The organism is Mesorhizobium sp. LCM 4576, assembly GCF_001854815.1.
GTDB lineage: Bacteria > Pseudomonadota > Alphaproteobacteria > Rhizobiales > Rhizobiaceae > Mesorhizobium > Mesorhizobium plurifarium.
The window spans coordinates 182,844-208,693 of sequence record NZ_MDDT01000017.1; the positions used below are offsets into that span (position 1 = coordinate 182,844).

At 64.4% G+C, this 25,850-nt stretch carries 25 protein-coding genes; 17 read left to right on the top strand and 8 right to left on the bottom strand.

The genetic code is table 11. The annotated features are described in order from the left end of the window. The first annotated feature begins 120 nt into the window (after positions 1-120). Positions 121-1,080: a DUF1402 family protein gene (locus LCM4576_RS09720; protein ID WP_071031896.1), complete on the top strand. Its 960-nt coding sequence runs from the start codon at positions 121-123 to the stop codon at positions 1,078-1,080. 6 nt (positions 1,081-1,086) lie between these two features. On the opposite strand, the gene LCM4576_RS09725 is transcribed toward LCM4576_RS09720, so the two are convergent. Genes LCM4576_RS09725 through LCM4576_RS09735 form a run of 3 tightly spaced genes read right to left on the bottom strand, consistent with a single transcriptional unit; the run spans position 1,087 to position 3,781 of the window. Next, positions 1,087-2,313, bottom strand: a complete 1,227-nt coding sequence (locus tag LCM4576_RS09725; RefSeq protein ID WP_071031897.1) for an NAD(P)/FAD-dependent oxidoreductase — start codon at positions 2,311-2,313, stop codon at positions 1,087-1,089. A gap of 4 nt (positions 2,314-2,317) precedes the next feature. Beyond that, entirely contained in the window at positions 2,318-2,632 is a 315-nt protein-coding gene (locus LCM4576_RS09730; protein WP_071031898.1) for a MocE family 2Fe-2S type ferredoxin, read from the bottom strand. 42 nt (positions 2,633-2,674) lie between these two features. Continuing rightward, positions 2,675-3,781 carry a fatty acid desaturase family protein gene (locus LCM4576_RS09735; RefSeq protein WP_071031899.1) on the bottom strand — a complete coding sequence of 369 codons (1,107 nt, stop codon included), beginning with the start codon at positions 3,779-3,781 and terminating at the stop codon, positions 2,675-2,677. Between the two features lie 174 nt (positions 3,782-3,955). On the opposite strand from LCM4576_RS09735, the gene LCM4576_RS09740 reads away from it, so the two are divergent. The 7 genes from LCM4576_RS09740 (at position 3,956) to LCM4576_RS09775 (ending at position 11,775) form a co-directional block, all read left to right on the top strand. Beyond that, positions 3,956-4,987, top strand: coding sequence for a LacI family DNA-binding transcriptional regulator (locus tag LCM4576_RS09740; protein WP_071031900.1), 1,032 nt, complete (start codon positions 3,956-3,958; stop codon positions 4,985-4,987). 341 nt (positions 4,988-5,328) lie between these two features. Further along, entirely contained in the window at positions 5,329-6,270 is a 942-nt protein-coding gene (locus tag LCM4576_RS09750) for a sugar ABC transporter substrate-binding protein (RefSeq protein WP_071031929.1), read from the top strand. 107 nt (positions 6,271-6,377) lie between these two features. Then, positions 6,378-7,454 (top strand): ABC transporter permease, encoded by a 1,077-nt coding sequence (locus tag LCM4576_RS09755; RefSeq protein ID WP_040986902.1) that lies wholly within the window; start codon positions 6,378-6,380, stop codon positions 7,452-7,454. Between the two features lie 2 nt (positions 7,455-7,456). Further along, the gene (locus LCM4576_RS09760) at positions 7,457-8,227 is read left to right on the top strand and encodes an ATP-binding cassette domain-containing protein (RefSeq protein ID WP_071031902.1); all 771 of its coding nucleotides are present in this window, start codon (positions 7,457-7,459) and stop codon (positions 8,225-8,227) included. Between the two features lie 82 nt (positions 8,228-8,309). Then, positions 8,310-9,302, top strand: coding sequence for an inositol 2-dehydrogenase (gene iolG / locus LCM4576_RS09765; RefSeq protein WP_071031903.1), 993 nt, complete (start codon positions 8,310-8,312; stop codon positions 9,300-9,302). A gap of 374 nt (positions 9,303-9,676) precedes the next feature. Then, positions 9,677-10,471: an SDR family oxidoreductase gene (locus LCM4576_RS09770; RefSeq protein ID WP_071031904.1), complete on the top strand. Its 795-nt coding sequence runs from the start codon at positions 9,677-9,679 to the stop codon at positions 10,469-10,471. A gap of 212 nt (positions 10,472-10,683) precedes the next feature. After that, positions 10,684-11,775 carry a 3-deoxy-7-phosphoheptulonate synthase gene (locus tag LCM4576_RS09775; protein WP_071031905.1) on the top strand — a complete coding sequence of 364 codons (1,092 nt, stop codon included), beginning with the start codon at positions 10,684-10,686 and terminating at the stop codon, positions 11,773-11,775. 24 nt (positions 11,776-11,799) lie between these two features. Here the strand turns inward: LCM4576_RS09775 and LCM4576_RS09780 are convergent, their stop codons facing one another. After that, the gene (locus LCM4576_RS09780) at positions 11,800-12,435 is read right to left on the bottom strand and encodes a LysE family translocator (RefSeq protein WP_071031906.1); all 636 of its coding nucleotides are present in this window, start codon (positions 12,433-12,435) and stop codon (positions 11,800-11,802) included. 126 nt (positions 12,436-12,561) lie between these two features. On the opposite strand from LCM4576_RS09780, the gene LCM4576_RS09785 reads away from it, so the two are divergent. Beyond that, positions 12,562-13,266 (top strand): YafY family protein, encoded by a 705-nt coding sequence (locus tag LCM4576_RS09785; RefSeq protein ID WP_071031907.1) that lies wholly within the window; start codon positions 12,562-12,564, stop codon positions 13,264-13,266. A 14-nt stretch (positions 13,267-13,280) separates the two neighbouring features. On the opposite strand, the gene LCM4576_RS09790 is transcribed toward LCM4576_RS09785, so the two are convergent. Further along, the gene (locus LCM4576_RS09790; protein ID WP_071031908.1) at positions 13,281-14,081 is read right to left on the bottom strand and encodes a class I SAM-dependent methyltransferase; all 801 of its coding nucleotides are present in this window, start codon (positions 14,079-14,081) and stop codon (positions 13,281-13,283) included. Between the two features lie 186 nt (positions 14,082-14,267). Here LCM4576_RS09790 and LCM4576_RS09795 point away from each other — a divergent pair, with 186 nt between their 5' ends. Then, the gene (locus LCM4576_RS09795; protein WP_071031909.1) at positions 14,268-15,671 is read left to right on the top strand and encodes an NAD(P)/FAD-dependent oxidoreductase; all 1,404 of its coding nucleotides are present in this window, start codon (positions 14,268-14,270) and stop codon (positions 15,669-15,671) included. Positions 15,672-15,724: 53 nt separating this feature from the next. Here the strand turns inward: LCM4576_RS09795 and LCM4576_RS09800 are convergent, their stop codons facing one another. The 3 genes from LCM4576_RS09800 to LCM4576_RS09805 all read right to left on the bottom strand — a co-directional run bounded on the left by LCM4576_RS09800 (position 15,725) and on the right by LCM4576_RS09805 (position 17,978). Further along, entirely contained in the window at positions 15,725-16,420 is a 696-nt protein-coding gene (locus LCM4576_RS09800) for a nitronate monooxygenase family protein (protein WP_274534959.1), read from the bottom strand. Then, positions 16,417-16,797 carry a nitronate monooxygenase gene (locus tag LCM4576_RS37485; protein ID WP_274534960.1) on the bottom strand — a complete coding sequence of 127 codons (381 nt, stop codon included), beginning with the start codon at positions 16,795-16,797 and terminating at the stop codon, positions 16,417-16,419. The genes LCM4576_RS09800 and LCM4576_RS37485 overlap by 4 nt, the downstream gene beginning before the upstream one ends. Before the next feature lie 65 nt (positions 16,798-16,862). Further along, positions 16,863-17,978 carry a LacI family DNA-binding transcriptional regulator gene (locus LCM4576_RS09805; protein ID WP_071031910.1) on the bottom strand — a complete coding sequence of 372 codons (1,116 nt, stop codon included), beginning with the start codon at positions 17,976-17,978 and terminating at the stop codon, positions 16,863-16,865. A 615-nt stretch (positions 17,979-18,593) separates the two neighbouring features. On the opposite strand from LCM4576_RS09805, the gene LCM4576_RS09810 reads away from it, so the two are divergent. The 7 genes from LCM4576_RS09810 to LCM4576_RS09840 all read left to right on the top strand — a co-directional run bounded on the left by LCM4576_RS09810 (position 18,594) and on the right by LCM4576_RS09840 (position 25,652). Continuing rightward, on the top strand, positions 18,594-19,556 hold the full coding sequence (locus tag LCM4576_RS09810) for a sugar-binding protein (RefSeq protein WP_071031911.1): 963 nt from the start codon (positions 18,594-18,596) through the stop codon (positions 19,554-19,556). 121 nt (positions 19,557-19,677) lie between these two features. Further along, positions 19,678-21,243 carry a sugar ABC transporter ATP-binding protein gene (locus LCM4576_RS09815; RefSeq protein WP_071031912.1) on the top strand — a complete coding sequence of 522 codons (1,566 nt, stop codon included), beginning with the start codon at positions 19,678-19,680 and terminating at the stop codon, positions 21,241-21,243. Beyond that, a complete protein-coding gene (locus LCM4576_RS09820; RefSeq protein ID WP_071031913.1) occupies positions 21,240-22,235 on the top strand; it encodes an ABC transporter permease in 996 nt (331 codons plus the stop codon). Before LCM4576_RS09815 ends, LCM4576_RS09820 begins: the two co-directional genes overlap by 4 nt. 185 nt (positions 22,236-22,420) lie before the next feature. Next, positions 22,421-23,263, top strand: a complete 843-nt coding sequence (locus tag LCM4576_RS09825) for a transporter substrate-binding domain-containing protein (RefSeq protein WP_071031914.1) — start codon at positions 22,421-22,423, stop codon at positions 23,261-23,263. A gap of 86 nt (positions 23,264-23,349) precedes the next feature. After that, on the top strand, positions 23,350-24,096 hold the full coding sequence (locus LCM4576_RS09830) for an ABC transporter permease (RefSeq protein ID WP_071031915.1): 747 nt from the start codon (positions 23,350-23,352) through the stop codon (positions 24,094-24,096). Between the two features lie 3 nt (positions 24,097-24,099). Next, the gene (locus tag LCM4576_RS09835; RefSeq protein ID WP_320411849.1) at positions 24,100-24,837 is read left to right on the top strand and encodes an ABC transporter permease subunit; all 738 of its coding nucleotides are present in this window, start codon (positions 24,100-24,102) and stop codon (positions 24,835-24,837) included. Next, positions 24,837-25,652 carry an ABC transporter ATP-binding protein gene (locus LCM4576_RS09840; RefSeq protein WP_071031916.1) on the top strand — a complete coding sequence of 272 codons (816 nt, stop codon included), beginning with the start codon at positions 24,837-24,839 and terminating at the stop codon, positions 25,650-25,652. The genes LCM4576_RS09835 and LCM4576_RS09840 overlap by 1 nt, the downstream gene beginning before the upstream one ends. Positions 25,653-25,850: the final 198 nt, after the last annotated feature.

Below are 25,850 nucleotides of genomic sequence, written 5' to 3' on the forward strand. Positions count from 1 at the left end.
GCATGCAAAGTGTGGCCAAATGGAAGCATCTGGCCACCATTCTTGGTGGCGGCTCGAAGCCTTCTCTCGACTCTGCGACGCGCTTTACCTAGTTTGCCRCGGATTCGAAAGCGGCGGCGTATGAAGAAACTTATCCTGCTTTTTCTCGGTATGGCCCTGGCGGCGGCGGTGACGATCGCCGATRCCGCGACGATGGTGCCGCCGGGCAACCGCAACAGCGTGCAGCCGGATATTCCGGGCGCTTCCAGCCGGCGCACCCAGGCCACCAACACAACCTTCCAGGCCAAGTACCGCAAGGTCTATGCGCTCTTGCAGAACGATGCCGAATTGCGCGGCAAGATCAGGAAGGTGGCGGCGGCCTACGGCATCGACCCCATGCATATCGTCGGCGCCATCGTCGGCGAGCATACCTACAATGTCGACGCGTATGACCGCCTGCAGACCTATTACGTCAAGGCGATCTCCTATCTGTCGAGCAAGCTCTCCTTCGCCTATCACGGCGAGGACATCTCGGACTTCATCCAGCGGCCGGAATTCAAGAAATGCGCCGGCATGGACGACAGCTATGATCTGTGGGAATGCCGCGAGCAGGTCTGGAACCACTCCTTCCGCGGCAAGACCGTCGGCGGCGAGGACTTCCCCAACGACCGCTTCGGCGCCACCTTCTTCCAGCCCTATTACGCCGGCCAGACCTTCGGYCTCGGCCAATTGAACCCGCTGACCGCGCTGCAGATGAGCGATCTGGTGCACAAGGTCTCCGGCTTGCCGAGGCTCGATGTCGATGATCCCAACGCCGTCTACAAGACCATCATGGATCCGGACCTGACGCTGCCTTACGTCGCCGCGACCATCAGGAAGTCGATCGACGCCTACCGCGGCATCGCCGGCTTCGACATCTCGAAGAATCCAGGCCTGACCGCCACGCTCTACAATGTCGGCAATCCCGAGCAGCGCGCCTATGCGCTGAAGGAAGAGAACGAAAAGCGCCGCGCCGAAGGCCAAGCCGAAAAGCTGCCCGAGGAGAACTATTACGGCTGGCTGGTCAACGACAAGTTGGACGAGCTGAAGGCGCTGTTTTAGCTGACCTCACGCCGCCAACAGCGACTTCAGCTTGACCGCTTGCGAGCCGAGCGCCTCCGGCGCCGGGCTCGCCCGCTTGGCGATCAGCATTTCCGCCAGGCGGATGTCGCGCGCCACCGCGTTGCCGGAGYCGATCCCGCTGGCTGCGACCAGCCTGCCGTCCTCAGCCAGATGGAACAGGATGAAGGCGCCGTCATCGAGGTCGCGCCGCACGATGCTCTTGCCTTCGTCGGGCAGCCCGGCGATTTGCAGGGTGAGCCCATACTGATCCGACCAGAACCACGGCACGGCCGCATGCGCCTCGCCGGCGCCCAGCATGTTCTTCGCGGCCAGCGCGCCCTGTTCCTGGGCGTTGCGCCAGGCTTCGAGACGCACGCGCCGCCCGCCATAGACGGCGAGCGGGAACGAGCAGCAATCGCCGGCGGCGAAGATATCCGGGTCGGCGGTGCRCAAATGTTCGTCGACGGCGATGCCGTTATCGATCGCCAAACCCGCCTCGGCGGCGAGMGCCGTCACCGGCACCGCGCCGATGCCGATCACCGCGAGATCGGCGACGACCGTCTGTCCATCGGCCAGCGTGATGGCGACTTCTTTGCCGTCATCGGCAATCGCGGCGATCCCCTGGCCGGTGCGGATCGCAACGCCCTCGGCCTCATGCGCCTTGTGGATGATTTCGGCGATCTCCGCCGGCACGCCGCGCATCAGGATGCGCGGCTGCGCCTCGATGACGGTGACCGTGGCGCCGAGCTTGCGCGCCGCCGCGGCAAGCTCCAGGCCGATGAAGCCGCCGCCGATGATGGCGACACGGTTGCCGGCGTTGAGATGGGCGCGGATGGCCAGCGCGTCGTTGAAGGTCCTCAGGTAAACGCAACGGCCCCCGAGGCCCGGCATCGGCAGCTTGCGCGGCACCGATCCAGTCGCCAGCAAAAGCTTTTCATATGGCAGCGAAGATCCGTCCGACAGCTGCACGGTATGGGCTGCACGATCGATCGCGACGGCCCGGACGGAATGGATGTGGCGGATCGAGCGTTCGGCGAACAGTTCGTCGCTGGCGATCGCCTTGATGACCGGAACCTCGCCGGTCATCGCGTCCTTCGACAGTGGCGGYCGCTCGTAAGGCAGATGCGGCTCGTCGCCGACCAGCGTGACCGGCCCTTCATAGCCGAGATCGCGGAGCGCAAGCGCCGCGCGTCCGCCGCACTCGCCGGCCCCGATGATCACCATCCCCGCCATTGTCTCACCCGATCTGGATCAGGACTTTTCCGGCATCGACCTTGACCGGATAGGTCTTGAGATTGACGCAGACCGGCGCGCCGCGCGCGTCGCCGGTCTTGTAGTTGAAGYGGCCATTGTGCTTGGGGCATTCGATGATGTCGTCCATCACCAGCCCGTYGGCCAGATGCACCTTTTCATGCGTGCACAGGCCGTCGGTCGCGAAGTATTCGTCGTCCGGGCTGCGGTAGATGGCGAAGGTTCGGCCGCCATGGTCGAACCGCATCACGTCCTCTTCGTCGATGTCTTCAGCCGCGCAGGCCTCGACCCAGTCGCTCATCTTATCCTCCGCGAAAATCGATTGGTTAAGCTCTTCGGCAGTTCATTCGGCCGCGGCCGCCACCGGATTGTCGTTGTGCAGTTCTTCCCGGTAGGGCTTCGCCGTCSGCGGCAGCGCGCGCTTGAGGAAATAGTCCTCGTTGCGCAGCTGGCGCAGGAAAGCCGGGATCATCTCGCGGTAGCCGGCCAGGATCGATGGGGTCGGCGCCGGCAGATCGTGCCTGATCATYTCATGCAGCTTCGGCAGCGCGTGATAGGGCACCATCGGGAACATGTGGTGCTCCACATGGTAGTTCATGTTCCAGTAGATGAAGCGGCTGATCGGGTTCATGTAGACGGTGCGGCTGTTCAGCCGGTGATCGATGACATTCTCAGCCAGCCCGCCATGCTGCAGCAGGCCGGTCATGACGTGATGCCAGGCGCCATAAAGACGAGGCAGGCCGACGAGCATCAGCGGCAGCCAGGAATGCAGGTAGAGGGCCAAAGCGATGGTCACCAGATAGATGGCGACCCAGATGCGGGCCACGCGGATGGCCTTCGGCTGCTCCTRCTCGGGGATGAAGGTCTTTTCCGCGGCGCTGATGACGCCGGCGGCGTTGCGCACCATGTCGGTCATCGCATGCCAGGCGTCGAGGATGCCGAAGAAGTTCAGGACCACACGCAGCAGGTCCGGCGGGCGCATGACGGCGATCTCCGGGTCGCGGCCGACGATGATCGTGTCGGTGTGGTGGCGCGTGTGRCTCCAGCGCCAGGTCACCGGGTTGCGCATGATCATGAAGCAGGCGAGCTGGTAGACGGCATCGTTCATCCATTGCGTGCGGAAGGYCGTGCCATGGCCGCATTCGTGCCAGCGGGAATCGGTCGAGGAGCCGTAGAGCGTGCCGTAGACGAAGAAGAACGGCACGCACCACCAGCTGCCCCAGAACCAGATGCCGCCCGCGGCGCTGACGACGAAGGCGCCCAGCCAGATGATGGTGTCGCGGATCRCCGGCTGGTCGGAGCRCTGCATCAGCTCCTTCATCTGCTTGCGCGGGATCTCGGTGTGATACCACTCGGCCGCCGCCAGCCCGTTCTCGACCGCGAGCCTGGCGTCTCGTCCGGTCAGGCTGTAGTCGCGCGGCGACGCCGCCGAAGACGTGATTGCCGTCATTGGGGTTCCTCCGCCAGCGCCTTGGCGACTGCCCCGACCATGCAGGGCTCGCGCATCGCTGACTTTCCACTTCAGCATAGTCGCAAGGTCTGATAGTCTCAACATCACAAAGATAGTTTCTATCATTTCCTATCAGAATGATATATCTTCGGTCGCGTTGACGAGGAAGCATTGATGACAAAGCGGCCGACCATTACCGATCTCGCGCGCGTCTCCGGCGTCAGCGTCGCCACGGTCGACCGGGTACTGAACAGCCGCCTGCCGGTGCGCGAGGAAACCGCGCGCCGCGTCTACGACGCCGCCACCGAGATCGGTTATCACGCGGCGGGGCTGATCAAGCAGCGCATGCGCCAGGAATTGCCGGAATACCGGCTCGGCTTCCTGCTGCTGAGGGGCAATGACGTCTTCTACGGTGATTTCGCCAGGGAGCTTGAGCTGGCGGTCGCGCAGTCGCAACGTTTCCGCGGCGTTGYGACCGTCGAGTTCGCCACTTCGCTGGTGCCTGACGAGATCGCAGCCCAGATGCGCAAACTGGCGGCCAAGTCGAGAGCCATCGCCGTTGTYGGCCCGGACCATCCCAACCTGACGGCGGTCGTGGAGGCGCTGAAGGCGAGGGGGCAGCCGGTCTTCTCGTTGCTGTCCGACTTTGCCGCCGGCATCCGCGAGGGCTATGTCGGTCTCGACAACCGCAAGGTCGGGCGCAGCGCAGCCTGGATGATCGCCAAGGCCGCCAGGAAGCCGGGCAAGGTGGCACTCTTCGTCGGCAGCCACCGCTTCCACGGCCATGAGCTGCGCGAGATCGGCTTCCGCTCTTTCTTCCGCGAGCATGCGCCGGACTTCACCGTGATGGAGACACTGGTCAACCTCGAGGCCAATGACGTGACGCATGACGCCATGCTCGACCTCCTGGCGCGCCATCCCGATCTTGCCGGCTGCTACGTTGCCGGCGGTGGCATGGAGGGCGCGGTCTCGGCGCTGAGGACGGCGCGCCCGGCCGAGATGCCGGTCGTCATCTGCAACGAGATCAACGCCGTCTCGCGCGCCGCACTTGCCGACAACATCCTCACCATGGTGATCTCGACGCCGCTCGCAGCGCTCTGCCGGGAACTCGTCGGGCTGATGGCGCACGCCATCGAAAGCGGCGCCGCCAATGCGCCAGGGCAGACCTTCCTGCCCTTCGACATCTATCTGCCGGAAAATATCTAGCGTCCGCAGTGATGGAATCCATCAGGCTGATGAATTCTTTCATGGCGGTTTGCCGCGATTCCGGCCCGTGCGGCGACGATCGCGGCCTTCGTCCCGTCGATCGTGATCGAAAAACCGGCCGCCCCGGTCGGAATCGCCCTTGACGTTTCCAAAACGAAATGGAATAAATATTTCACCAACCAGGCCTTTTGGTTCTTTCGTTCCGAAGCGTCTGTTCGGACGGAGGAAGAGGCGTTCCAATCGAATTGGCGACGCCGCATGGCCGCAGGGAGAGATTCCCCGGGCAAACCGGGGATTCCGGTTCAATGGGTGCAGCCGGACACCAAGTGGAGGAGAATAAAATGAAGAAACTTCTTTTGGGCGTCGCGCTTTCGGCGCTGATGTGTTCATCCGCCTTCGCCGCCAAGATCGGCGTCTCGATGGCTCYTTTCGACGACAACTTCCTGACCGTGCTGCGCAACGGCATGATCGCCCAGGCCAAGGGAATGGATGGCGTCGAGCTGCAGGTCGAGGACGCGCAGAACGACGTCGCCAAGCAGCTCGACCAGATCAAGAACTTCGCCGCCTCGGGCGTCGACGCCATCATCGTCAATCCGGTCGACACCTCGGCCACCCAGGCGATGTCGGACGCGGCCGCTGCCGCTAAGATCCCGCTGGTCTACGTCAACCGCGAGCCGGTCAACRTCGACAAGCTCCCCGACAACCAGGCCTTCGTTGCCTCGAATGAGGCCGAATCCGGCACGCTCGAGACCAAGGAAGCCTGCCGCCTATTCAAGGAAGCCGGCAAGAAGGAAGCCAATGTCTATGTGATCATGGGCGAGCTCTCGAACCAGGCCGCGGTGCAGCGCACCAAGGACATCGAGGAAGTGATCGCCACGCCGGACTGCAGCTTCATCAAGATCATCGACAAGCAGACCTCGAACTGGAAGCGTGACGAAGCGCAGAACCTGATGACCAACTGGCTGTCGTCGGGCAAGGCCTTCGACGGCGTCATCGCCAACAACGACGAAAGCGCAATCGGCGCCATCCAGGCGATGAAGGCCGCCAACATCGACATGAAGTCGGTCGTGGTCGGCGGCGTCGATGCCACCCAGGACGCGCTGGCCGCCATGCAGGCGGGCGATCTCGRCGTCACGGTCTTCCAGGACGCGGCCGGTCAGGGCGCCGGCGCGCTCGATGCGGCGCTGAAGCTTTCCAAGGGCGAAAAGGTGGACAAGAAAGTCTACATCCCGTTCCAGCTCGTGACGCCGGCGAACATCGACAAGTTCTTGAAGAAGAACTGAGGCGCCTCGATACGGGGCGGCGCGTCCAATCGGAACAAGCGCGCCGCTCCGCCTTTCCTCCCGTCCGCGGGAGGCCGGACAAGTGCGCCCCGACGGAGGAAGAAGACGTGTCACAGACATCGCATGGCATTGGCGGGCTGAGCTATGACGCCAAGAAGCGTCCATGGCCGGCCGAGTTCAACGTGTTCCTGGCGCTGGTTATCCTGGTCGCCGCCTTCGAGCTGATCGGCCGCGTCTTCCTCGGCGACAGCTTCCTGTTCAACACCCGCGAGAACGTCTCGGGCCTGTTCAACGAGCAGCGCCTGCAGATCATCATCCTGCAGGTTTCGATCGTCGGCATCATCGCCATCGGCGTCACCCAGGTCATCATCTGCGGCGGCATCGATCTGTCCTCGGGCTCGATCGTCGGCGCCACCGCCATGATCGCCATGAGCTTCGCCCAGGTCGCGACCGTCAATGGCAATCCCAACCCCAAGGCGATGTTCATCGACTATGGCTGGACCGACCTGCCGGTCATCGTGCCGTTGCTGGTGGCGATCGGCTGCGGCCTGATCGCCGGCCTGATCAACGGGTTCCTGATCGCCTATACCCGCATTCCACCTTTCATCGCCACGCTGGGCATGATGGTCACCGCCCGCGGCATCGCCAAATGGTGGTCGAAGGGCCAGCCGATCTCGTTCCCGACCGACAGCTTCGCGGCCATCGGCAAGGGCCTGATGCCCGTCGTCATCTTCATCTCGCTGGCGATCCTGTTCCAGCTCATCTTGACCTACACGAAATACGGCAAGCACTGCTACGCCATCGGCTCCAACGAGGATGCCGCGCGCATGTCCGGCATCAAGATCGCCAACCACAAGGTGCTGGTCTATGCCATCGCCGGCATCCTGGCCGCGATCGCCGCGGTGGTGCTCTCCTCCAAGAACCTCACCGCCCAGGCCGGCATGGGCGTCATGTACGAGCTCGATGCCATCGCCATGGCGGTCATCGGCGGCGTCTCGCTCTCGGGCGGCCGCGGCTCGATCATCGGCACCGTCATCGGCTCGCTGATCTTCGGCGTCATCATTTCCGGCTTCACCTTCCTGCGCCTCGACGCCTACTATCAGGAGATGGTGAAGGGCGTGATCATCGTCGGCGCGGTCGTTCTCGATCAATGGCGCCAGCGCCGCCGCGCGATAGGAGCTTGACCATGTCGGACATCGTTCTGAAGACCGAGAACCTCACCAAGCATTATGGCGGCGTGCATGCGCTGCAGGAGGCGAATTTCGAGCTGCGCAAGGGCGAGCATGTCGCCATCATGGGCGACAACGGCGCCGGCAAATCGACCTTCGTGCGCCAGATCACCGGCGTCGAGCAGCRCACCGACGGCAAGATCTGGTTCGACGGCAAGGAGGTGAATTTCTCCGGCCCCATCGAGGCGCGCGAGGCAGGCATTGAGACCGTGTTCCAGAACCTCGCGCTGGCCGACGACCTCGACGTGCCGTCCAACCTGTTCCTCGGTCGCGAGAAGGTGCTGTTCAACCTCGGCCCCTTCTCCATCCTCGACCGCAAGGCGATGCGCAAGGCGACGGAGGCAGCACTTGTTCGCACGGCGGTGAAGATCCCCAACCTCTCCAGCACCATCCGCCACATGTCGGGCGGYCAGCGCCAGTGCGTGGCGATCGCCAGGACCGCGACCTTCGCCTCCAAGCTGATCATCATGGACGAGCCGACGGCGGCGCTCGGCGTGCAGGAGACGGCGCAGGTCGAAAACATCATCCGTACGCTGAAGGAAAACGGCGAGCCGCTGATCCTGGTCAGCCACAACATGCGCCAGGTGTTCGACCTGGTCGACCGCATCGTCGTCTTCCGCCGCGGCCGCATCGTCGCCAACCTGCGCAAGCAGGACACCGACGGCAACGACATCGTCGCCTACATCACCGGCGCGAAGACCGGACAGGCGGAACGTCAGGCTGCCTGACGGGCGCCACGACGGGATCAAGCCAATCTTCCGCGCCAAAAGGCGCGGATATGCCTATAAAACCCACCTCGAAGGACATTCCATGACACTCCGCTTCGCTCTCCTCGGCGCCGGCCGCATCGGCAAGGTGCATGCCCGCGCCGTCGCCTCCAACCCGCAGGCCAGGCTGGTGGCCGTAGCCGATGCCTTCGAGAAAGCGGCGACGGAGCTCGCCTCCGCCTATGGCGCCGAAGTCCGCACGATCGACGCCATCGAGCAGGCCAAGGACATCGACGCCGTCATCATCTGCACGCCGACCGACACCCATGCCGATCTGATCGAGCGCTTCGCCAAGGCCGGCAAGGCGATCTTCTGCGAGAAGCCGATCGATCTCTCCGTCGAGCGGGTCGAGAAATGCCTGGCCGTGGTCGAGAAGACCGGAGCCACGCTGATGGTCGGCTTCAACCRCCGCTTCGACCCGCATTTCGCCGCCGTCCGCAAGGCGATCGACGACGGCGCCATCGGCGCAGTCGAGATGGTCACCATCACGTCGCGCGATCCCGGCGCCCCGCCGCTCGATTACATCGCCCGCTCCGGCGGCATTTTTCGCGACATGACCATCCATGATTTCGACATGGCCCGCTTCCTGCTGGGTGAAGAACCTGTTGCCGTCAGCGCCCACGCCTCGGTGCTGGTCGACAAGAAGATCGGCGATGCCGGCGATTTCGATTCGGTCAGCGTCATCCTCGAAACCGCCTCCGGCAAGCAGGCGGTCATCTCCAACTCGCGCCGCGCCACCTATGGCTACGACCAGCGCATCGAGGTGCATGGCTCGAAAGGCATGGTCGCGGCCGAGAACCAGCGGCCGGTGTCGATCGAGCTCGCCAACGACAAGGGCTACACCCGCCCGCCGCTGCACGACTTCTTCATGACCCGCTACATCGACGCCTATGCCAACGAGATCGCCTCCTTCATCGCCGCGGCGACCGCGGGCAAGAAGGCGGCGCCGAGCGGCAAGGATGGGCTGGTTGCGCTGAAGCTGGCCGATGCGGCCTTGCAATCGGCGAAGACCGGCAAGACCGTCCGCGTCGGCTAGTCCGGCTGGGTGAACGCTTTGAAGGATGGTCGGTTTGTGGTCTGCAAGGGTGGCGATTGGCCGGAACATCCATCGCGTCGTCATCCACGGGCGGAGCAAGGAGCGAAGCGACGCGCGCAGACCCGAGGATCCATGCCGTTACGTTGAAACGATGCTGACGGCGCAGAATTCTGCTCCGCCCGTTCTAGGGCCGGGGTCACGGCATGGATCCTAGGGTCTCCGCGACGGAGCTTCGCTCCTGCTTCGCCCTAGGATGACGAAGTCGGGGACGCCTCGACCAAGTTATCAACGTTGCGACAAGACACCGGGAAGCCGATCGGAACGTCAATGAATCTCGAAAATCCATTGGTCATTCAAAACACAGGAGCACAGCGATGAGCGGTTTGGCCGGTCGCAATTCAGAAACGCGCGCCATCGTCACCGGCGGCGCGCAAGGCATCGGCTTCGCGGTTGCGGAAGCGCTTGCCGATGAGGGCTGTCGCGCGCTGGCGCTGGTCGGCCGCTCGCAGGAGAAAGGCGACAAGGCGGTCGCGGCGCTCAAGAAGAATGGCGTCGACGCCATCTTCATCAGCGCCGATGTCGCCAAGGTCRCCGACTGCAAGCGCGCTGTCGAGACGGCGGTCAAGCATTTCGGCACGCTGAACGCGCTGGTCAACGCCGCCGCCACGTCCGCGCGGGGATCGTTGGTGGAGACCACGGAAGAACTCTTCGACCAGATCTTTGACACCAACGTGCGCGGACCGTTCTTCCTAATGCAGGGCCTTGTCGCGCATCTGCTCGAACGCAAGGCGCCGGGCTCGATCGTCAACGTGCTGTCGATGTCGGCGCATGCCGGCCAGTCGTTCCTCACGCCCTATTCGACCAGCAAGGGCGCGCTGATGACRCTGACCAAGAATGTCGCGAGCGCCTATCGCAAGAACCGCATCCGCTGCAACGCCGTGCTGCCCGGTTGGATGGACACCGAGGGCGAGGCGATCGTCCAGAAGAAATGGCACGACGCGCCCGACGACTGGCTGGAGAAGGCCGAAGCGGCGCAGCCCATGGGCCAGTTGGTGAAACCGGCTCAGCTCGCCCGGCTGATCACCTATATGCTGAGCCCCCAGGCCGGCGTCATGACCGGCTCGCTGGTGGACTACGACCAGAACATCGCCGGGGTGATCGGGGAGTAGAATCGTCGCACGTGACAAGCGCCCCGACATCGACTATATGAGCCRCATGATCCACCTGACCGCCTCGTTTTGGTACTTTAGCTACGGTAGCTCGCTGRCGGCGGGAGGATTGCGCTCGATCTGAAAAACTCCAGATCAAAATCCGACAAGCCGCCAGACCTGGCGGCTTTTTTGTTTCAGCCGGCGGGTCTCCTAACCAGGAGCAGAAAGCCGTGTTGACCACCACAGACGACCTTCGGGTCAGAGAACTCAAAGTCCTGAGCACGCCGGAAGAGGTGATGCGCGAGATACCGCGCTCGCTCACGGCGACGCGCACCGTTGCCGCCTCGCGCAACGCCATCCATTCCATCCTCACGGGGGCCGACGATCGACTGGTGGTYATCGTCGGCCCTTGTTCCATCCACGATCCGGTCGCCGCCGTGGACTACGCCAGCCGTCTGGCGGCRCTGCGCGAGGCCCTGGCCGACCGGCTCGAGATCGTCATGCGCGTCTATTTTGAGAAGCCGCGCACCACGGTCGGCTGGAAGGGCCTCATCAACGATCCCGACCTCGACGGCAGCTTCAACATCGACAAGGGCTTGCGCATGGCGCGCAACGTCTTGTCGGCCGTCAACAATCTCGGCCTGCCGGCGGCGACCGAATTCCTCGACATGACCACGCCGCAATACATCGCCGACCTCGTCGCCTGGGGCGCCATCGGCGCGCGAACCACCGAAAGCCAGATCCATCGCGAGCTGGCCTCGGGTCTCTCCTGCCCGGTCGGTTTCAAGAACGGCACCGACGGCAATCTGAGGATCGCCGGCGAAGCGGTGAAGTCGGCCGCCCAGCCGCATCATTTCATGGCGGTGACCAAGGGCGGCCGCAGCGCCATTGCCGCGACCACYGGCAATGAGGATTGCCATGTCATCCTGCGCGGCGGCATCACGCCGAACTACGATGCCGCAAGCGTCGAGGCTGCCGCCGCCGAGCTCGGCCGCATCGGCGTCGCGCCGCGGCTGATGATCGATGTCAGCCACGCCAACAGCGCCAAGAAGCCGGAGAACCAGCCGAAGGTTGCGCATGACGTGGCGGGCCAGGTCGCTTCCGGCGACGAGCGCATCATCGGCGTCATGATCGAGAGCAATCTCGTCGCCGGCCGCCAGGACGTCGTGCCCGGCAAGCCGCTCGTCTACGGCCAGAGCATCACCGACGGCTGCATCGACTGGGCGACCACCGAGACCGTGCTGCACGGCCTTGCCGGCGCCGTCGAATGGCGCCGGTCGGTGAAGCGCGAACTGCTCGCCAGCCGGCAAGGCGCTGCCTGAGCGAAATGTTGGAGAGGGCGGCGCTCACGCCGCCCTCAACCCTTCCCAGACCGTGAAGATCGAAACGGCAAACAGCAGCAGCCCGGCGACTCGCCCAGCAAGTATGGTCGCTTGCGGATTGTCGACCAGCAGCTCCCGGCTGCGGCCGGCGGTGACGGCGAGCCCGCCATAGATCGCCGCCTGCGTGGCGACCGTCAGCAATCCCATGATTGTCGCCTGCATCCAGATCGGGCCGTAAGCCGGCTTCAGGAATTGCGGATAGACGGCAAGGATGAAGAGATAGGCCTTCGGATTGATCAGGCAGGTGGCCAGGCCCTGACGAAATGCCTTCCAGGCCGAGYGGCTCGCCGTGGGGCGGTCGTCGCCGACGGTGATCGAGCTGCGCATCAGCGAAATGCCGATATAGGCCATGTAGGCGGCGCCGGCGACCAGCAGCGGCGTGAACAGCACCGGCACGAAATGCATGAGCAGGCCGACGCCGACCGCCCCGTTCAGCGTGTGCACCGCGCCGCCCAGCATGATGCCGGCGGTGGCCGCCAGGCCGCGATTGCTGCCACCGGTCAGCGCGTTGGCCAGCACGAACAGCATGTCCATGCCCGGGACGGCGATGATGCCGAGCAGAAGCACGAAGAACAGCCAGAGGTTTTCGGCATAGCTCATGTCAGTTGCCTGTCGCTTCGGTCGCTTGCCCACAAAGGAATCTGTTGATTTTCAAGCGCGTAGACGGCCCTATAGGTCACCCCAACTGACGGGGGTGTGTCAGTTGCGTTTCGGTCGGGTGGAAAAATGCGCAAGGCCTCGCGCCTCTTCGAGATCATCCAGATCCTGCGTCTGGCAAAGAAGCCGGTGACGGCGGCGACGATCGCAGAGCGGCTGGAGGTGACCGTGCGCTCGGTCTATCGCGACATCGTCGCCCTGCAGGCGATGCGCGTRCCGATCGAGGGTGGGCGCGGCATCGGCTATATCCTGCGCCCCGGCTTCGACCTGCCGCCGCTGATGTTTTCCATCGAGGAGATGGAGGCGATCGTGCTGTCGCTGGCGTTGCTCGAACGCACCGGCGACGATGAGCTCAAGCAAGCGGCAAAACGCGTCGGAGCCAAGATCGCCGGCGCCGTGCCGCCGCCCCTGCGGCAGACGCTCGACGCCAACGCAATCCATGCCTGGGGCTTCGCGCCGCCGTCCGCCGCCGCTGTCGACCTCGCCCTGGTCCGCCGCGCCATCCGCGATGAGGAGAAGCTCAGCCTCTCCTATCGCGACGAGGCGGGGCGGGCGACCGACCGCGTCATCCGTCCGGTCGCGCTGGTCTATTATGCCGAGACCGCCAACGTCGTCGCCTGGTGCGAATTGCGCCAGGCCATCCGCAATTTCCGCAGCGACCGCATCGAGGATTGCCGGCCGGCGGGCCTATGGTTCAAGGGCGAGGGCGACCGACTGCGGCAGGTCTGGGTCGATGGCTGGGAGATCAACGCCACGGCAGCCGGCGGCAATTGAGGCGCTGCCGACGTTCAGGGAACGATGCCGCGGCAGGCCCAGGCGATATTGGCGAAGGATCGCGGGCCGTCGGGCCTGCCGGCCTGATAGGCATCRCGCACGGCGGCCTCGATGCGCTTCTGTTCGGCCGCGTCCAGCGTGGTAATGTATCTGCCGAGCGGCCCTTCGCCGGCGCCGATCGGCGCCCAGAAGTCGTCGAAATCCGCGTAGTCCATGCGGATCATCAGCTCGGCCTCGGTAACGTCGACGAGACCCTGCTCGGCAAAGGTCCGCTTCATCTCGCCCGGCTGCATCATCGGCTGGAAGCAATAGCGGCTGCGCATCTGGCGCCCGCTTTCGCTGAGCGCTGCGACGGTGTCGATCATCATGCGCATGCCGGTCATGCCGCCGTAATGGTCCCAGACCACGGCCGCGACCACGCCGCCCGGCCGCACGACGCGGCGCATCTCGGCCACCGCCTTGCCGGCCTCCGGCACGAAGTGCAGGACCAGCAGCGCCAGCGCGCGGTCGAACGCATTGTCGGCGAACGGCAGCGCCGTGGCATCGGCCTGGCTGATGGTGACGCGCGGATCGGTGTTTTTCTCCTTCGCCGCCGCGACGAAGACCGGGGAAAAATCGATGGCCTGGATTTCCGCGAGATGGGCCGATTTCGCCAGCTCGAAGGTCAGGCTACCGGTGCCGCAGCCGACATCGAGGATTTTTTCGCCGGGGGCAAGCCCGGCGAAATCGATGAACTTGGGCGCAAGCCTGCGGCTCCAGCGGCCCATGAGCTGCTCATAGCCGGACGCGGCGTGAACGGTGAAGCTTGATGTCATCCCGCCCTCCCTTCGCTGCTTCCAGCCTAGACCTGCGCGGGAGCCATGCCAAGCGACGAAAGCAGCCGATCGTCCCGTGAGCGCAACCAGGCGTGGAGCGGGTCGGCGCTGGCCGGTCCGGCACGTTGCCGGGAACATGTACAGAAGCTAATATAGTGCCGACCCTCGCGGACATTGGGGGACGGGGTGAGCAAGATCCTGATTTGCGGTGGAGGCGTAATCGGGTTGTGCACGGCGGCCATGCTTGGCCGCGACGGTCATGACGTGACGGTCCTTGAGGCCGATCCGGCGGATCAGCCTTCGAGTTCCGTTCAAGGGTGGGATTGGGAGCGCCCTGGCGTCGCGCAATTCAGGCAGCCTCACAACCTCAGCTCGCGTTTCCGGATGGTCGCCGATCAGGAACTGCCCGGGCTGACGGATATATTGCTGCGCGCCGGCTGCGTCTGGATGGACTTCTTCGACCCTCGGTCGCTGCCCCCGACAATAACGGACAGGGCGCCCCGCCCGGGCGATGAAGCGATGCGCTTCGTCACCGGCCGGCGGCCAGTGATCGAATGGGCCGTGGCCGAGATGGCGCAAGCGGCGCCCAATGTGATGATCCGGCGGGGGACCAAGGTTCGCGAACTGGTCACGGGCGCTTCGGCCATTCCCGGCGTGCCGCATATTGCGGGCRTCCGCACAACCTCCGGCGAAGAGATTCGCGCCGATCTGGTGATCGACGCGATGGGTCGGCGAAGCCCTGCCTGCGAATGGATCGTGGCGGCCGGAGGCCGCAGCCCGAGCGAGGAAGCCGAGGACAGCAATTTCGCCTACTTCACCCGCTACTTCACTGGCAAGCAGCGGCCGCGCCGAAAGGGCCGCCTGCTCACGCCGATGGGGATGTTCTCCATTCTCACGCTGGACGGCGACAACGACACCTGGTCGGTCACCCTGTTCACTTCCGCGAGAAACAAGGCCATGCGGGCTTTGCGCGACACGGCCACGTTCCACCGTGTCGTCATGGCCTGTCCCATGCAGGCCCATTGGCTTGACGGCGAGCCGATCACGCATGTCCTGCTGATGGCGGGCGTTCTCGACCGCTACCGGCGCTTTGTCGTCGACGGCCAGYCCGTCGTCACCGGATTTGCGGCTGTGGCCGACGCCTGGGCCTGCACCAATCCGTCCGCCGGGCGGGGCTTGAGCGTCGGTCTTGTGCACGCGCAGGTGCTCAGGAACATCGTTCGCCGGCACATCGACGACCCTGCCGAATTCTCGCGAGAATACGATGCCGAGACCGAGCGCCAGGTCGGCCCGTTCTATCGCAACCAGATCGCCGCCGACCGTGCCCGGATAGCGGAGATGAACGCCCTGGCGGACGGCCTTCCTGTTCCGCCGCCGAATCCGGTCACGGCCCGGCTTTTCGCCGCCGCAAGCGAGGATRCCGAGGTGTTTCGCGGCGTGATCGAGATCGCCATGTGCGTTTCGCTGCCACAGGACGTCGTCGCCAGGCCGCATATCGCGGCAAAACTGGCCGAGCTGGATGGTCAGCCCTTACCGCCGAGCGCCAACATCATCGATCGCAACCGTATGGCGTCCCTGCTTGCCGGCTGATCTTTGCGATCTGGGTGGGACTTATCGGGAGCGCCAGCGACCGGAGGCTTCGCTCAGGCAGGCATCCCTTTGCCGGCCGAGAGCGCTTCGAACACGTCACTTGTTTCGGCCACGAGCGTCCGCATCAATTCGCCCGCAGGAAGCTCCCGGTTCAGCGCTGCCGCCTGGCCATAGAGATGAAAGGCGAAATCTCCCTTTGCCCCAGCGTCACCGAGCGGAGCGCTGAGCGCGACCATTTGCGGGAAGTCCGGAAGGGGCGTCCTGCTCTCCTCCATCTCCAGGGCATAGCGGGTGCGTCTCGCCCGCGCCGCGCGGCCGGTGAAGGCGTCGGTGACCATAGTGTCCATGTCGCTCGCGGCGCGCATCAGGGCGCGGCGCGGTGCGTCCGTGCCGGCTTCGTCGCAGGACAAAAAGCCGGTGCCGATCTGCACGCCGCTGGCGCCAAGCGCGAAAGCCGCCGCTATGCCGCGGCCGTCTGCGATGCCTCCCGCGGCAATGACCGGGAGCTTGACGGCATCGACGACCTGGGGGACCAGCGCCATCGCGCCGACGCCGTCGCCGGGACCATTGGGGGCATRCGAGCCCCGGTGGCCGCCCGCCTCCCAGCCCTGGGCGATGACTGCATCGGCCCCGCCGTCGACGAGCTTGCGCGCCTCGGCGACATTCGTCGCGGTGCCGATGATCGCGATCCCGGCTCGCTTCAGCCTGCCGACGTCAGCCGCATCTGGAATGCCGAAATGAAAGCTCACGACCGGYGGGCGGATCTCCAGCAGCAGTTCAAGCTTTTCGTCGTCGAAACCCGGTCCGATCGGCGGAAGCTTCCGCGAGGGTTCGTCGAGTGACGCTCCTCGTAGTAGGGCCGCAACCTGTCGATGACCCCGGTCAGCACGGCGTCGCTGGTATTGGGTCTGGGAAAAACAAAGAAATTGAGGTTGAAGGGCCGCTCGGTCGAGGCGCGCATCTGGCGCGCCACGTTGCGCAGGCCATCCGGCAGCATCGATGCGCAGCCGAGCGACCCGAGCCCACCGGCATTGCTTACCGCTGCGGCGTTGCCGAGCCGGCCATCGGAGCTTGGATGATCGGATGYTCGATCTTCAAGAGATCGCATAAACGGCGGTTCGGCCACATGAGCGTTTTTCCTATCGCAAAGGAACACACGCCCACCCATCATAATCCTGTCCCAGGGCAGGGTCACCGCAATTGTGCGGGCACGTTCCCCACGCTCTCCCGCTCCACCAGCGGGCATTCCAGCTTGGTGATGGGATAGCGGCCGCGGCCGGGCGTCGGTGGCGTTTCGAGCTGCTCGATCGCCCATTGGCCCATCGCCAGATGCGGCAGGATCGACGTCGTCAGCGGCGGGAAGAGATGGCGGGCGATCTCCTCATCGTCATAGCCGACCACGGAAATGTCCTGCGGGATATGCAGGCCGGCTTCCTTCAGCGCCTCGTAGCAGCCGATCGCGGTGCGGTCGTTCTGGCAGAAGATCGCGGTGGGTCGCTCCTCGAGCCCGAGCAGCTTGACCGTCGCGGCATAACCGGCGCTGGCCGACCAGTCGCCCTCGACCACCAGCTCCGGATCGAAAGGGATGTCGGCGGTGGCCAAGGCACGGCGATAGCCTTTCAGYCGATCCTGYGCGGCCTRCATCCACGGTTCGYCGGTGATCGTGGCGATGYGGCGATGGCCGTGGGCGATCAGATGCCTCGTCGCGCTCTGGCCGCCGGCGATCTCGGAGGGAACCACGGCCGGGAAGGCATAGTCGGCGGTGTAGCAGTTGAGCAGGATGACAGGGATGTCGAGGCTGTAGAGGAAATCCGGCGCGGCGATCTCGCGGGTGAAGATGGTCATGTAGATCAGCGCCGAGATGCCGCGCCTCGTCAGCGCTGAAATCGCCCGCGGTTCCATCACCGCGTCGCCCATGGTCTGCGCCACCAGGAGCACATTGCCGGCGTTCCACGAAGCCTGTCGCGCGCCCTCGATGGCGACCACCGCCTCGGGGCTGGTGGCGAGCTGGTCGACTGCGAAGCCGATGATGCCGTCCAGGCCTTCGAACGGCGTCACCGGCGGCCTGAGCGCCGAAAAGACCGGCGGCGAATAGCCCAGCGCTCGAGCTGCCTCGATGACCCGGTCGCGGGTCTGCTGCGACAGCCTGATACCCGGCGAATTGTTGAGCACGAACGAGACCGTCGCCTGCGAGCAGCCGGCGGCGCGCGCGATGTCGGTCATGGTGACGCGCCCCTTGGGCTTGGCGGCCGGCTTGCGGCGCCTGGAAGTCCCGGGAGGGTCGCTGAGTTCCGTCGGTTCGCTCATGGTCGTTTCCCAAACCCAGCCGGCTCTAAAGCAAAGGCGGCGGCAACGGCAAGATGGTCGAGGTCGGCGCGTTTATCGAGATGGCGTCGACTAATATATATTAGCAAGCACAACATGCAAATCACCGGCTACGACGCTTCGCGACGAAACCAGTCAGACAAGGTCAACAATGCTGACAATTCCTGTATCTTCGGCACGGCTACAGGCTTTGCCGCGCTCGTTCTCCTCACTCCCGGCGTACCCTTCGACCAGCGTCTCCTCCGCTTCGAAAATACGCGTCCTCGCCTCATAACTAATACTCTTTACTAATAGCCGTTAGCGTTCTAGTGTCAACTCGTCGTCTCCGTTCGGGGGCGACWGGTGCGAGGGACGCTTGCATGAAAACCGGCGCCATTGCCGGTCTGGGCTCGGGTCCATTCTCACGAAAATGTCAGACAAATCGGACTATTTACGAACGCCACATGAGTGTCTAGTGTCTCGACCGCGGYCGGATCGGCACCGTTCTTAAGTCGGCGGACCTTTGCGCCGCACCCTTGAGGAGGAGGGTTGTCCGGGCCGCAGCCGAGACATCGGCGACGAGTTCTACAAGGCAAGTTCTACAAGGGAGGTTGAACTATGAAAYCCATGATCCGTAATGCATCTGTCGCCGCGGCGGCCCTGCTCATCGGGCTTGCGGCCACGGCGGTTACCCGCGCGGACGACAAGCCGACGCTGGCTTTTGTCGTCAACGGCGCGTCAGACTTCTGGAAGGCGGCGGAAGCCGGCGTGAAGAAGGCGCAGGCCGAATTGCCCGACTACAATCTCGAGCTCAAATATCCGGAGCAATCCTCGGTCGCCATCCAGCAGCGACTGATGGACGATCTGGTGACGGCAGGCGTCAAGGGCATCATGGTCTCGGCCGTCGATCCCAAGACCTCGACCGACGGGCTGAACAAGATCGCGTCGGAAACCGCGCTGTTCACCACCGACTCCGATGCGCCCCAGACCAAGCGCGTCGCCTATATCGGCTCGTCCAACGTCGATGCCGRCAAGCAGGCCGCCGAGATCGCCAAGAAGGCGATGCCCAACGGCGGCAAATGCCTGGGCTTCGTCGGCCTGCTCGGCGCCGACAACGCCAAGGAGCGCATCCAGGGCATGAAGGACGGGCTCGCCGGCAGCAAGATCGAGCTGGTCGACGTGCGCGGCGACGATATCGACCAGGCGCGCGCCAAGAAGAATGTCGAGGACGCGCTGGTCGCCAGCCCCGACATCACCTGCATGGTCGGCTTCTACTCCTACAACACGCCGCGCATCTATGAAGCGCTGCGCGACGCCGGCAAGCTCGGCCAGATCACCGTCGTCGGCTTCGACGACGATCCGATCACGCTGGGCGGCGTCAAGGAAGGCACCGTCGCCGCCACCGTGGTGCAGCAGCCGTTCGAATGGGCCTATCAGGGCATGAAGCTGATGGCCGCCTATCTGAAGGGCGACAAGTCGGRCATCCCGGCCAACAACCTGATCATCATCCCGACCAAGATCATCGGCAAGGATGACGTCGACGCCTACGCCGCCAACCTCAAGGCGATGGCGGGCAAGTAAGCCCGGCAYGGTTGCGCCGGCTCAAGGGTTTGCCTTGAGCCGGCGTTCGTATTGACGGGCCGGCCAAGGCCCGTCAGTCTGTGGCCACCGGCTGTTGCCCCGTGCGGTAAACCTAGGCGCGATGACCTCTACCGACACCACTCAACCGATCACCGCTCCGTTCCTGAGCCTGGAGGCCGTGCGCAAGACCTATCCGGGCGTTGTCGCGCTGGACCGGTTCTCGATGGAGGTCCGGCCCGGCGAGGTCATCGGCCTTGTCGGCGAAAACGGCGCCGGCAAATCGACGCTGATGAAGATCCTCGGCGGCGTGACGCGGCCGGACAGCGGCACCATCACCGTCGATGGCGCGGCGCATGACGGGCTGACCGTCGAGCAAAGCATCGGCTCCGGCATCGCCTTCGTGCATCAGGAACTGAACCTCTTCGAAAACCTCGACGTCGCCGCCAACATCTTCTTCGGCCGCGAGCCGCTGCGCGCCGGGCCGCTGCGGCTGGTCGACCGCGCCAGGCTGYGCGACATGGTGGCGCCGCTGCTGAAGCGCGTTGGCGCCAATTTCTCGGCCGACGCTCCGGTGGCGTCGCTGTCGCTCGCCCAGCAGCAGATGGTCGAGATCGCCAAGGCGCTGTCGATCAAGGCTCGTCTTGTCATCCTCGACGAGCCGACCTCCAGCCTGCCGATCGCCGAGACCGAAAAGCTGCTCGACGTCATCAAGGGCCTGAAGGCCGAAGGCATCAGCGTCATCTTCATCTCGCACCGGCTGCATGAGATCGAGCGCGTCGCCGACCGTGTCGTGGTGCTGCGCGACRGCACGCTGGCCGGCACGCTGGCGAAGGTTGAGATCAACCACGACGAGATGGTCAGGCTGATGATCGGCCGCATGCTGAAGGAGCGCGAGAAGGCCGGCGAAGCCGCCCGCGCGCCGGGCGGCGTCGCGCTGTCGGCCGACGCGATCCGCACCAGCACCTATCCGGACAGGCCGGTCAGCCTCGAATTGAGGCGCGCGGAGATCCTCGGCCTCGCCGGCCTGGTCGGCTCCGGCCGCACGGAGCTCGCCCGCGTGCTGTTCGGCGTCGACGAGCGGTTGGCCGGCAGCGTCACGCTCGACGGCAAGCCGCTCGATGTCGGTTCGGCCGCCGACGCGGTGGCGAACGGCATCTTCCTCGTGCCGGAGGACCGCAAGCTCACCGGCATATTGCTCGATCTCTCGATTGCGCAGAACATTACGCTGCCCAACCTGCCGGCGCATGCCAGGCGCTCGCTGGTCTCCACCGGCGCCGAGCTGGCGACGGCGGAAAAGCAGAAGAAGAACCTCGGCATCAAGGCGCCGTCGGTCTTGACCCGCACCGGCACGCTGTCGGGCGGCAACCAGCAGAAGGTGGTTCTGGCCAAATGGCTGGCGATGAACCCCAAGGTGATGATCCTGGACGAGCCGACGCGCGGCATCGACATCGGCGCCAAGGCCGAGATCTACGGGCTGATGCGGGCGCTGGCCGATGCCGGCGTCGCCGTGCTGATGATCTCCAGCGACATGGAAGAGGTGATCGGCGTGTCGGACCGCATCGCGGTCATGCATGAGGGGCAGATCTCCGGCATCCTCGACAAAGACGATTTCAGCCAGGAGAACGTGCTCTTGCTGGCGGTCGGCAAGAAGCCGAAATTGCTGCAAGCGGCGGGAGGAGTTGAATGAGCAAGAAAGATCTCGGCTTGCTGATCCTGATCCTGGTGGTCGGCGCGGTGGTCACGGCCATCAATCCGCGCTTCCTGTCGGCGATCAACCTTGCCAACACCTCCAACCTCGTCGCGCTGTTCGGCATCCTGTCGATCGGCCAGGCCTTCGTCATCATCACCGGCGGCATCGAATTGTCGGTCGGCTCGCTGATTGCGCTTCTCGGCACGCTGTTCATCGATTTCATCGCGGTGCGCGAATTGGACTGGCCGCTGGCCTTCGTGGTGATCATCGCGCTCGGCGCCGTCATCGGTTTCGTGCATGGCTGGCTGATCACGCGGCTCAAATTGCAGCCCTTCGTGGTGACGCTGTGCGGCCTCTTGATCTATCGCGGCGTGGCGCGTTTCTACACCGCCGACGGCACGGCGGGCTTCGCCTTCGGGCAGAATTTCCCGACGCTCGAATTCCTGACCGCCGGCCGCTCCTACGGCTTGCCGAACTCCTTCATCGCGCTGATCGTCATCGCCRTCGTCATGTGGGTGGTGCTGCATCGCTCGGTGTTCGGCCGCTATCTCTACGCCATCGGCAAGAACGAGGAAGCGGCGAAATATTCCGGCATCCGCACCGGCCGGATCATCATCGCGGCCTATGTCATCTGCGGCGTGCTGACGGCGCTGTCGGCGATCTACTTCGCCATGTACACGCGCTCGATCTCGCCGGCCAGCCACGGCCAGTTCTACGAGCTCTATGCCATCGCCGCTGCGGTGCTCGGCGGCTTCTCGCTACGCGGCGGCGAGGGCTCGCTKGTCGGCGTCGTCCTCGGCACCGTGCTGCTGCAGGAGCTGCAGAACCTCGTCAACCTGCTCGGCATTCCCTCATCGCTCAACTTCGCGGTGATGGGCGGCGTGATCCTGATCGGCGTGYTGGTCGACCAGCAATGGGGCGTCTTCCGCRCCCGGCGCCGGATGATGGAAGCAACGCGCCAAAACGTTGCGGGCGCCCCCGCGGAGTAGTCCCGCCGTTTGGCCCGCAGCCCTGATTGAGCCGATGCTCGCGGTGGAAGYCGCGAGGCGCGTTTGGATTCACGAGCGGATTGCAACAACGCGTGAAGCGGAAAACTGCCCTTGTCGCAGAATTGGGGCTGGGCTAAGCAATTGGTATCAGAGGGTTCCAAGAACAAAATACGGGAGACACTACTGTGACATCATCACGTTGGATCGCGCTGGCAGCGCTGGCGTTGACTTGCTCGACCCCGGCAATGGCCAAGGACTGGAAGACCGTCACGGTCGCCATGGAGGGCTCCTACGCCCCCTGGAACCAGACGGACGCCAGCGGCAAGATCGTCGGCTTCGAGGTGGACATCCTCAACGACGTCTGCGCCCGCGCCAAGCTCGAATGCAACATCGTCGCGCAGGACTGGGACGGCGTCATTCCCGGTCTCACCGCGGGTAAGTTCGACATCGTCATGGACGGCATGTCGATCACCGAAGAGCGCATGAAGACGATCGATTTCTCGATCCCCTATGCCTCTTCGCCGGTAGCCTTCCTTGCGGACAAGAACGGCCCGCTGGCCAATCTGTCCAACAAAGGCAAGATGATCGACCTGTCGAAGGACGACGCCGAATCCAAGGCGGCGCTCGATACGCTGCGCAAGGAACTCACCGGCAAGAATCTCGGCCTGCAGGTTTCGACCACGGAGGCGACCTTCGCCGACARGTATCTCAAGGATGTCGCCAACGTCCATGAATACAAGACCACCGACGAGCACGATCTCGACCTGATGGCGGGTCGTATCGACGTAGCCTTCGCCGACACCACCTATTTCCTCGGCACGCTGGCCAAGCCCGATRCCAAGGACCTGGAATTCGTTGGCCCGCAATTCAAGGGTGGTCCGATCCTCGGACCGGGCATCGGCGCGGCTTTCCGCAAGACCGACAAGGATCTGCAGGACATCTACAACAAGGCGCTCAAGGCGGCGCTCGACGACGGCTCGGTGTCGAAATACTCCCTGCAGTGGTTCAAGATCGACATTACCAAGTGATGTCGCAACGGGAGCAGCCAAGGCTGCTCCCGTTTTGCATTGAACAACCGTCGATGCATATCTCTCGGCGTCCGCAGGAGCCGTAAGTGKAGTTTCTCAACGATCTCAAGGACCAGGTSTCGACGGCCTATGAGCTGTTGGCCGCCGGCTGGGGCGTGCAACTGCTCTGGGGCATTRGCTGGACGCTCGCCGTCACCGTCGTCTCGATGCTGATCGGCGCGATACTGGGGTCCTTGGTGGCGGCGGCCAAGCTTTCGCATCGCGGCGGGCTGAAGTTCATCGGCGAGAGCTACACCACGGTCTTCCGCGGCGAACCGGAACTTCTGATCATCTACCTGTTCTACTATGGCGGCACGCAGGTGCTGACCGGCGTGGCGAGGTCGACCGGATCGATCGGCTCGACCGACATCTTGAACATGCCGAGCTTCCTCGGCGGCGTGCTCGCGGTCGGCATCATTTCCGGCGCCTACCAGGCCGAGGTCTTTCGTGGGTCGTTCCTGGCCATCCACCGCGGCGAGCTGGAAGCGGCCCGCGCCTACGGCATGTCGGCCTGGCTGCGGTTTCRCCTCGTGATCATGCCGCAGGTCCTGCGCCTCGCGGTGCCGGGGCTGGGCAATGTCTRGCAATTGACCATCAAGGATTCGGCGCTGATCTCGGTCACGGGCGTCGCCGAACTGATGCTCACCGCCAACAAGGCGGCGCGCTCGACGCATCATTCGCTRCTTTTTTACACGCTCGCCGRCATCCTTTACCTGGTGATGACCTCGATCTCGACGCCGATCTTCGACAGGGCCGAGCGCTACACCTCGCGCAGTTTCACGCGGCCGAAGTGAGGGGTGGCGGTGGATTTCGACTTCTACCTTTCGACCATGTGGAGCGTGCTCAAGGCGCTGCCGCTGACGCTCGAGATCTGGTTCTTCGGCATCGCCTTCGGCCTCGTCATCGCCACCGGCCTGACCTGGCTGCGGGCTTCCGGCTACAAATTGGGCGAATATTTCACCCGCGCCTATGTCTTCGTCTTCCGCGGCTCGCCGCTCCTGGTGCAGCTCTATCTGATCTATTTCGGGCTCTCCCAGTTCGATTTCGTCCGCCACAGCCCGATCCTGTGGCCGATCCTGCGCGATCCAATGTATTGCACGATCGTCRCCATGGCCTTGAACACGGCCGCCTATGAGAGCGAGATCTTCCGCGGYGCGCTGCGGGCGGTGCCCGTCGGCCAGATCGAGGCGGCCAAGGCGTTCGGCATGTCRGCTTTCACCCGCTTCCGCCTCGTCACGCTGCCGATCGCGCTGCGTCTGGCCTTGCCGGYCTATTCGACTGAAATCATCCTGATGACCAAGGCGACCGCGCTCGCCTCCGTCGTCACCATCATGGAGATGATGGGAACGGCGCAGAAGATCCAGCACGACACGTTCCGGCCGATCGAGGTGCTGACCTGCGCCGGGGTGATCTACCTGCTGCTCAACCTGTCGATCGCGCGGCTGTTCGCCTGGGTCGAATACCGGCTTTCGCCGCATCTGCGCCCGCCGCCCGAGCAGAGCCAGCAAATCAAAMCCATCCCGGAGGTGTTGTGATGTCGGCAAATGTCGCCGCTGCCGCGCAAGCAGTACCGTCCTCCGGCGAGACGCCCGCGATCAGCGTCAAGGGCCTGCGCAAATGCTTCGGCGAWCACGAGGTGCTCAAGGGCATTTCGCTCGAGGCGCACAAGGGCGACGYCATCTCGATCCTCGGCTCCTCAGGCTCCGGCAAGAGCACGATGCTGCGCTGCATCAACCTCCTCGAAACCCCGGATTCCGGAGAAGTCCGGGTCGACGGAGAGCTCATCAAGATGAAGCAAAGCCGTGACGGYCATCAGATGCCGGCCGATATCCGCCAGGTGGAGCGAATCCGCGCCAACCTCGCCATGGTTTTCCAGAGCTTCAATCTCTGGTCGCATATGACGGTGCTCGAAAACCTCGTCGCCGCGCCGACGCATGTGCTCAAGCGCCCGCGCGCGGAGTGYCTGGAGCAGGCCGAGGCGCTGCTGAAGCGCGTCGGCATATGGGAGCGGCGCAACTACTATCCCCCGCACATGTCGGGCGGCCAGCAGCAGCGCGCCGCGATCGCCCGCGCCCTGGCGATGAACCCCAAGGTGATGCTGTTCGACGAGCCGACATCGGYGCTCGATCCGGAGCTGGTCGGCGAGGTGCTGCGCGTCATGCGCTCGCTCGCCGAGGAAGGGCGCACCATKCTGGTCGTTACCCACGAAATGGGCTTCGCCCGCGACGTGTCGAGCAAGGTGATGTTYCTGCACAAGGGCGAGGTGGATTCGGTCGGCGAACCGAAGGAAATGTTCGCCAGGCCGCCGACGCCGCAGTTCAAGCAGTTCATCGCCAACTTCAAGAAGTGAAGCGCCTTCCCCTTCTCCCCTTGTGGGAGAAGGTGGATCGGCGCGAAGCGCCGAGACGGATGAGGGGTGTTCCAGCTTGGCAATGGCGTTCGCCTTGCAGCACCGTTGTGCCCAACCGCCGGCGCTTCATTCCTTCCAACACCCCTCATCCGGCCGCTTCGCGGCCACCTTCTCCCACAAGGAGGGCTTTGCACGGGG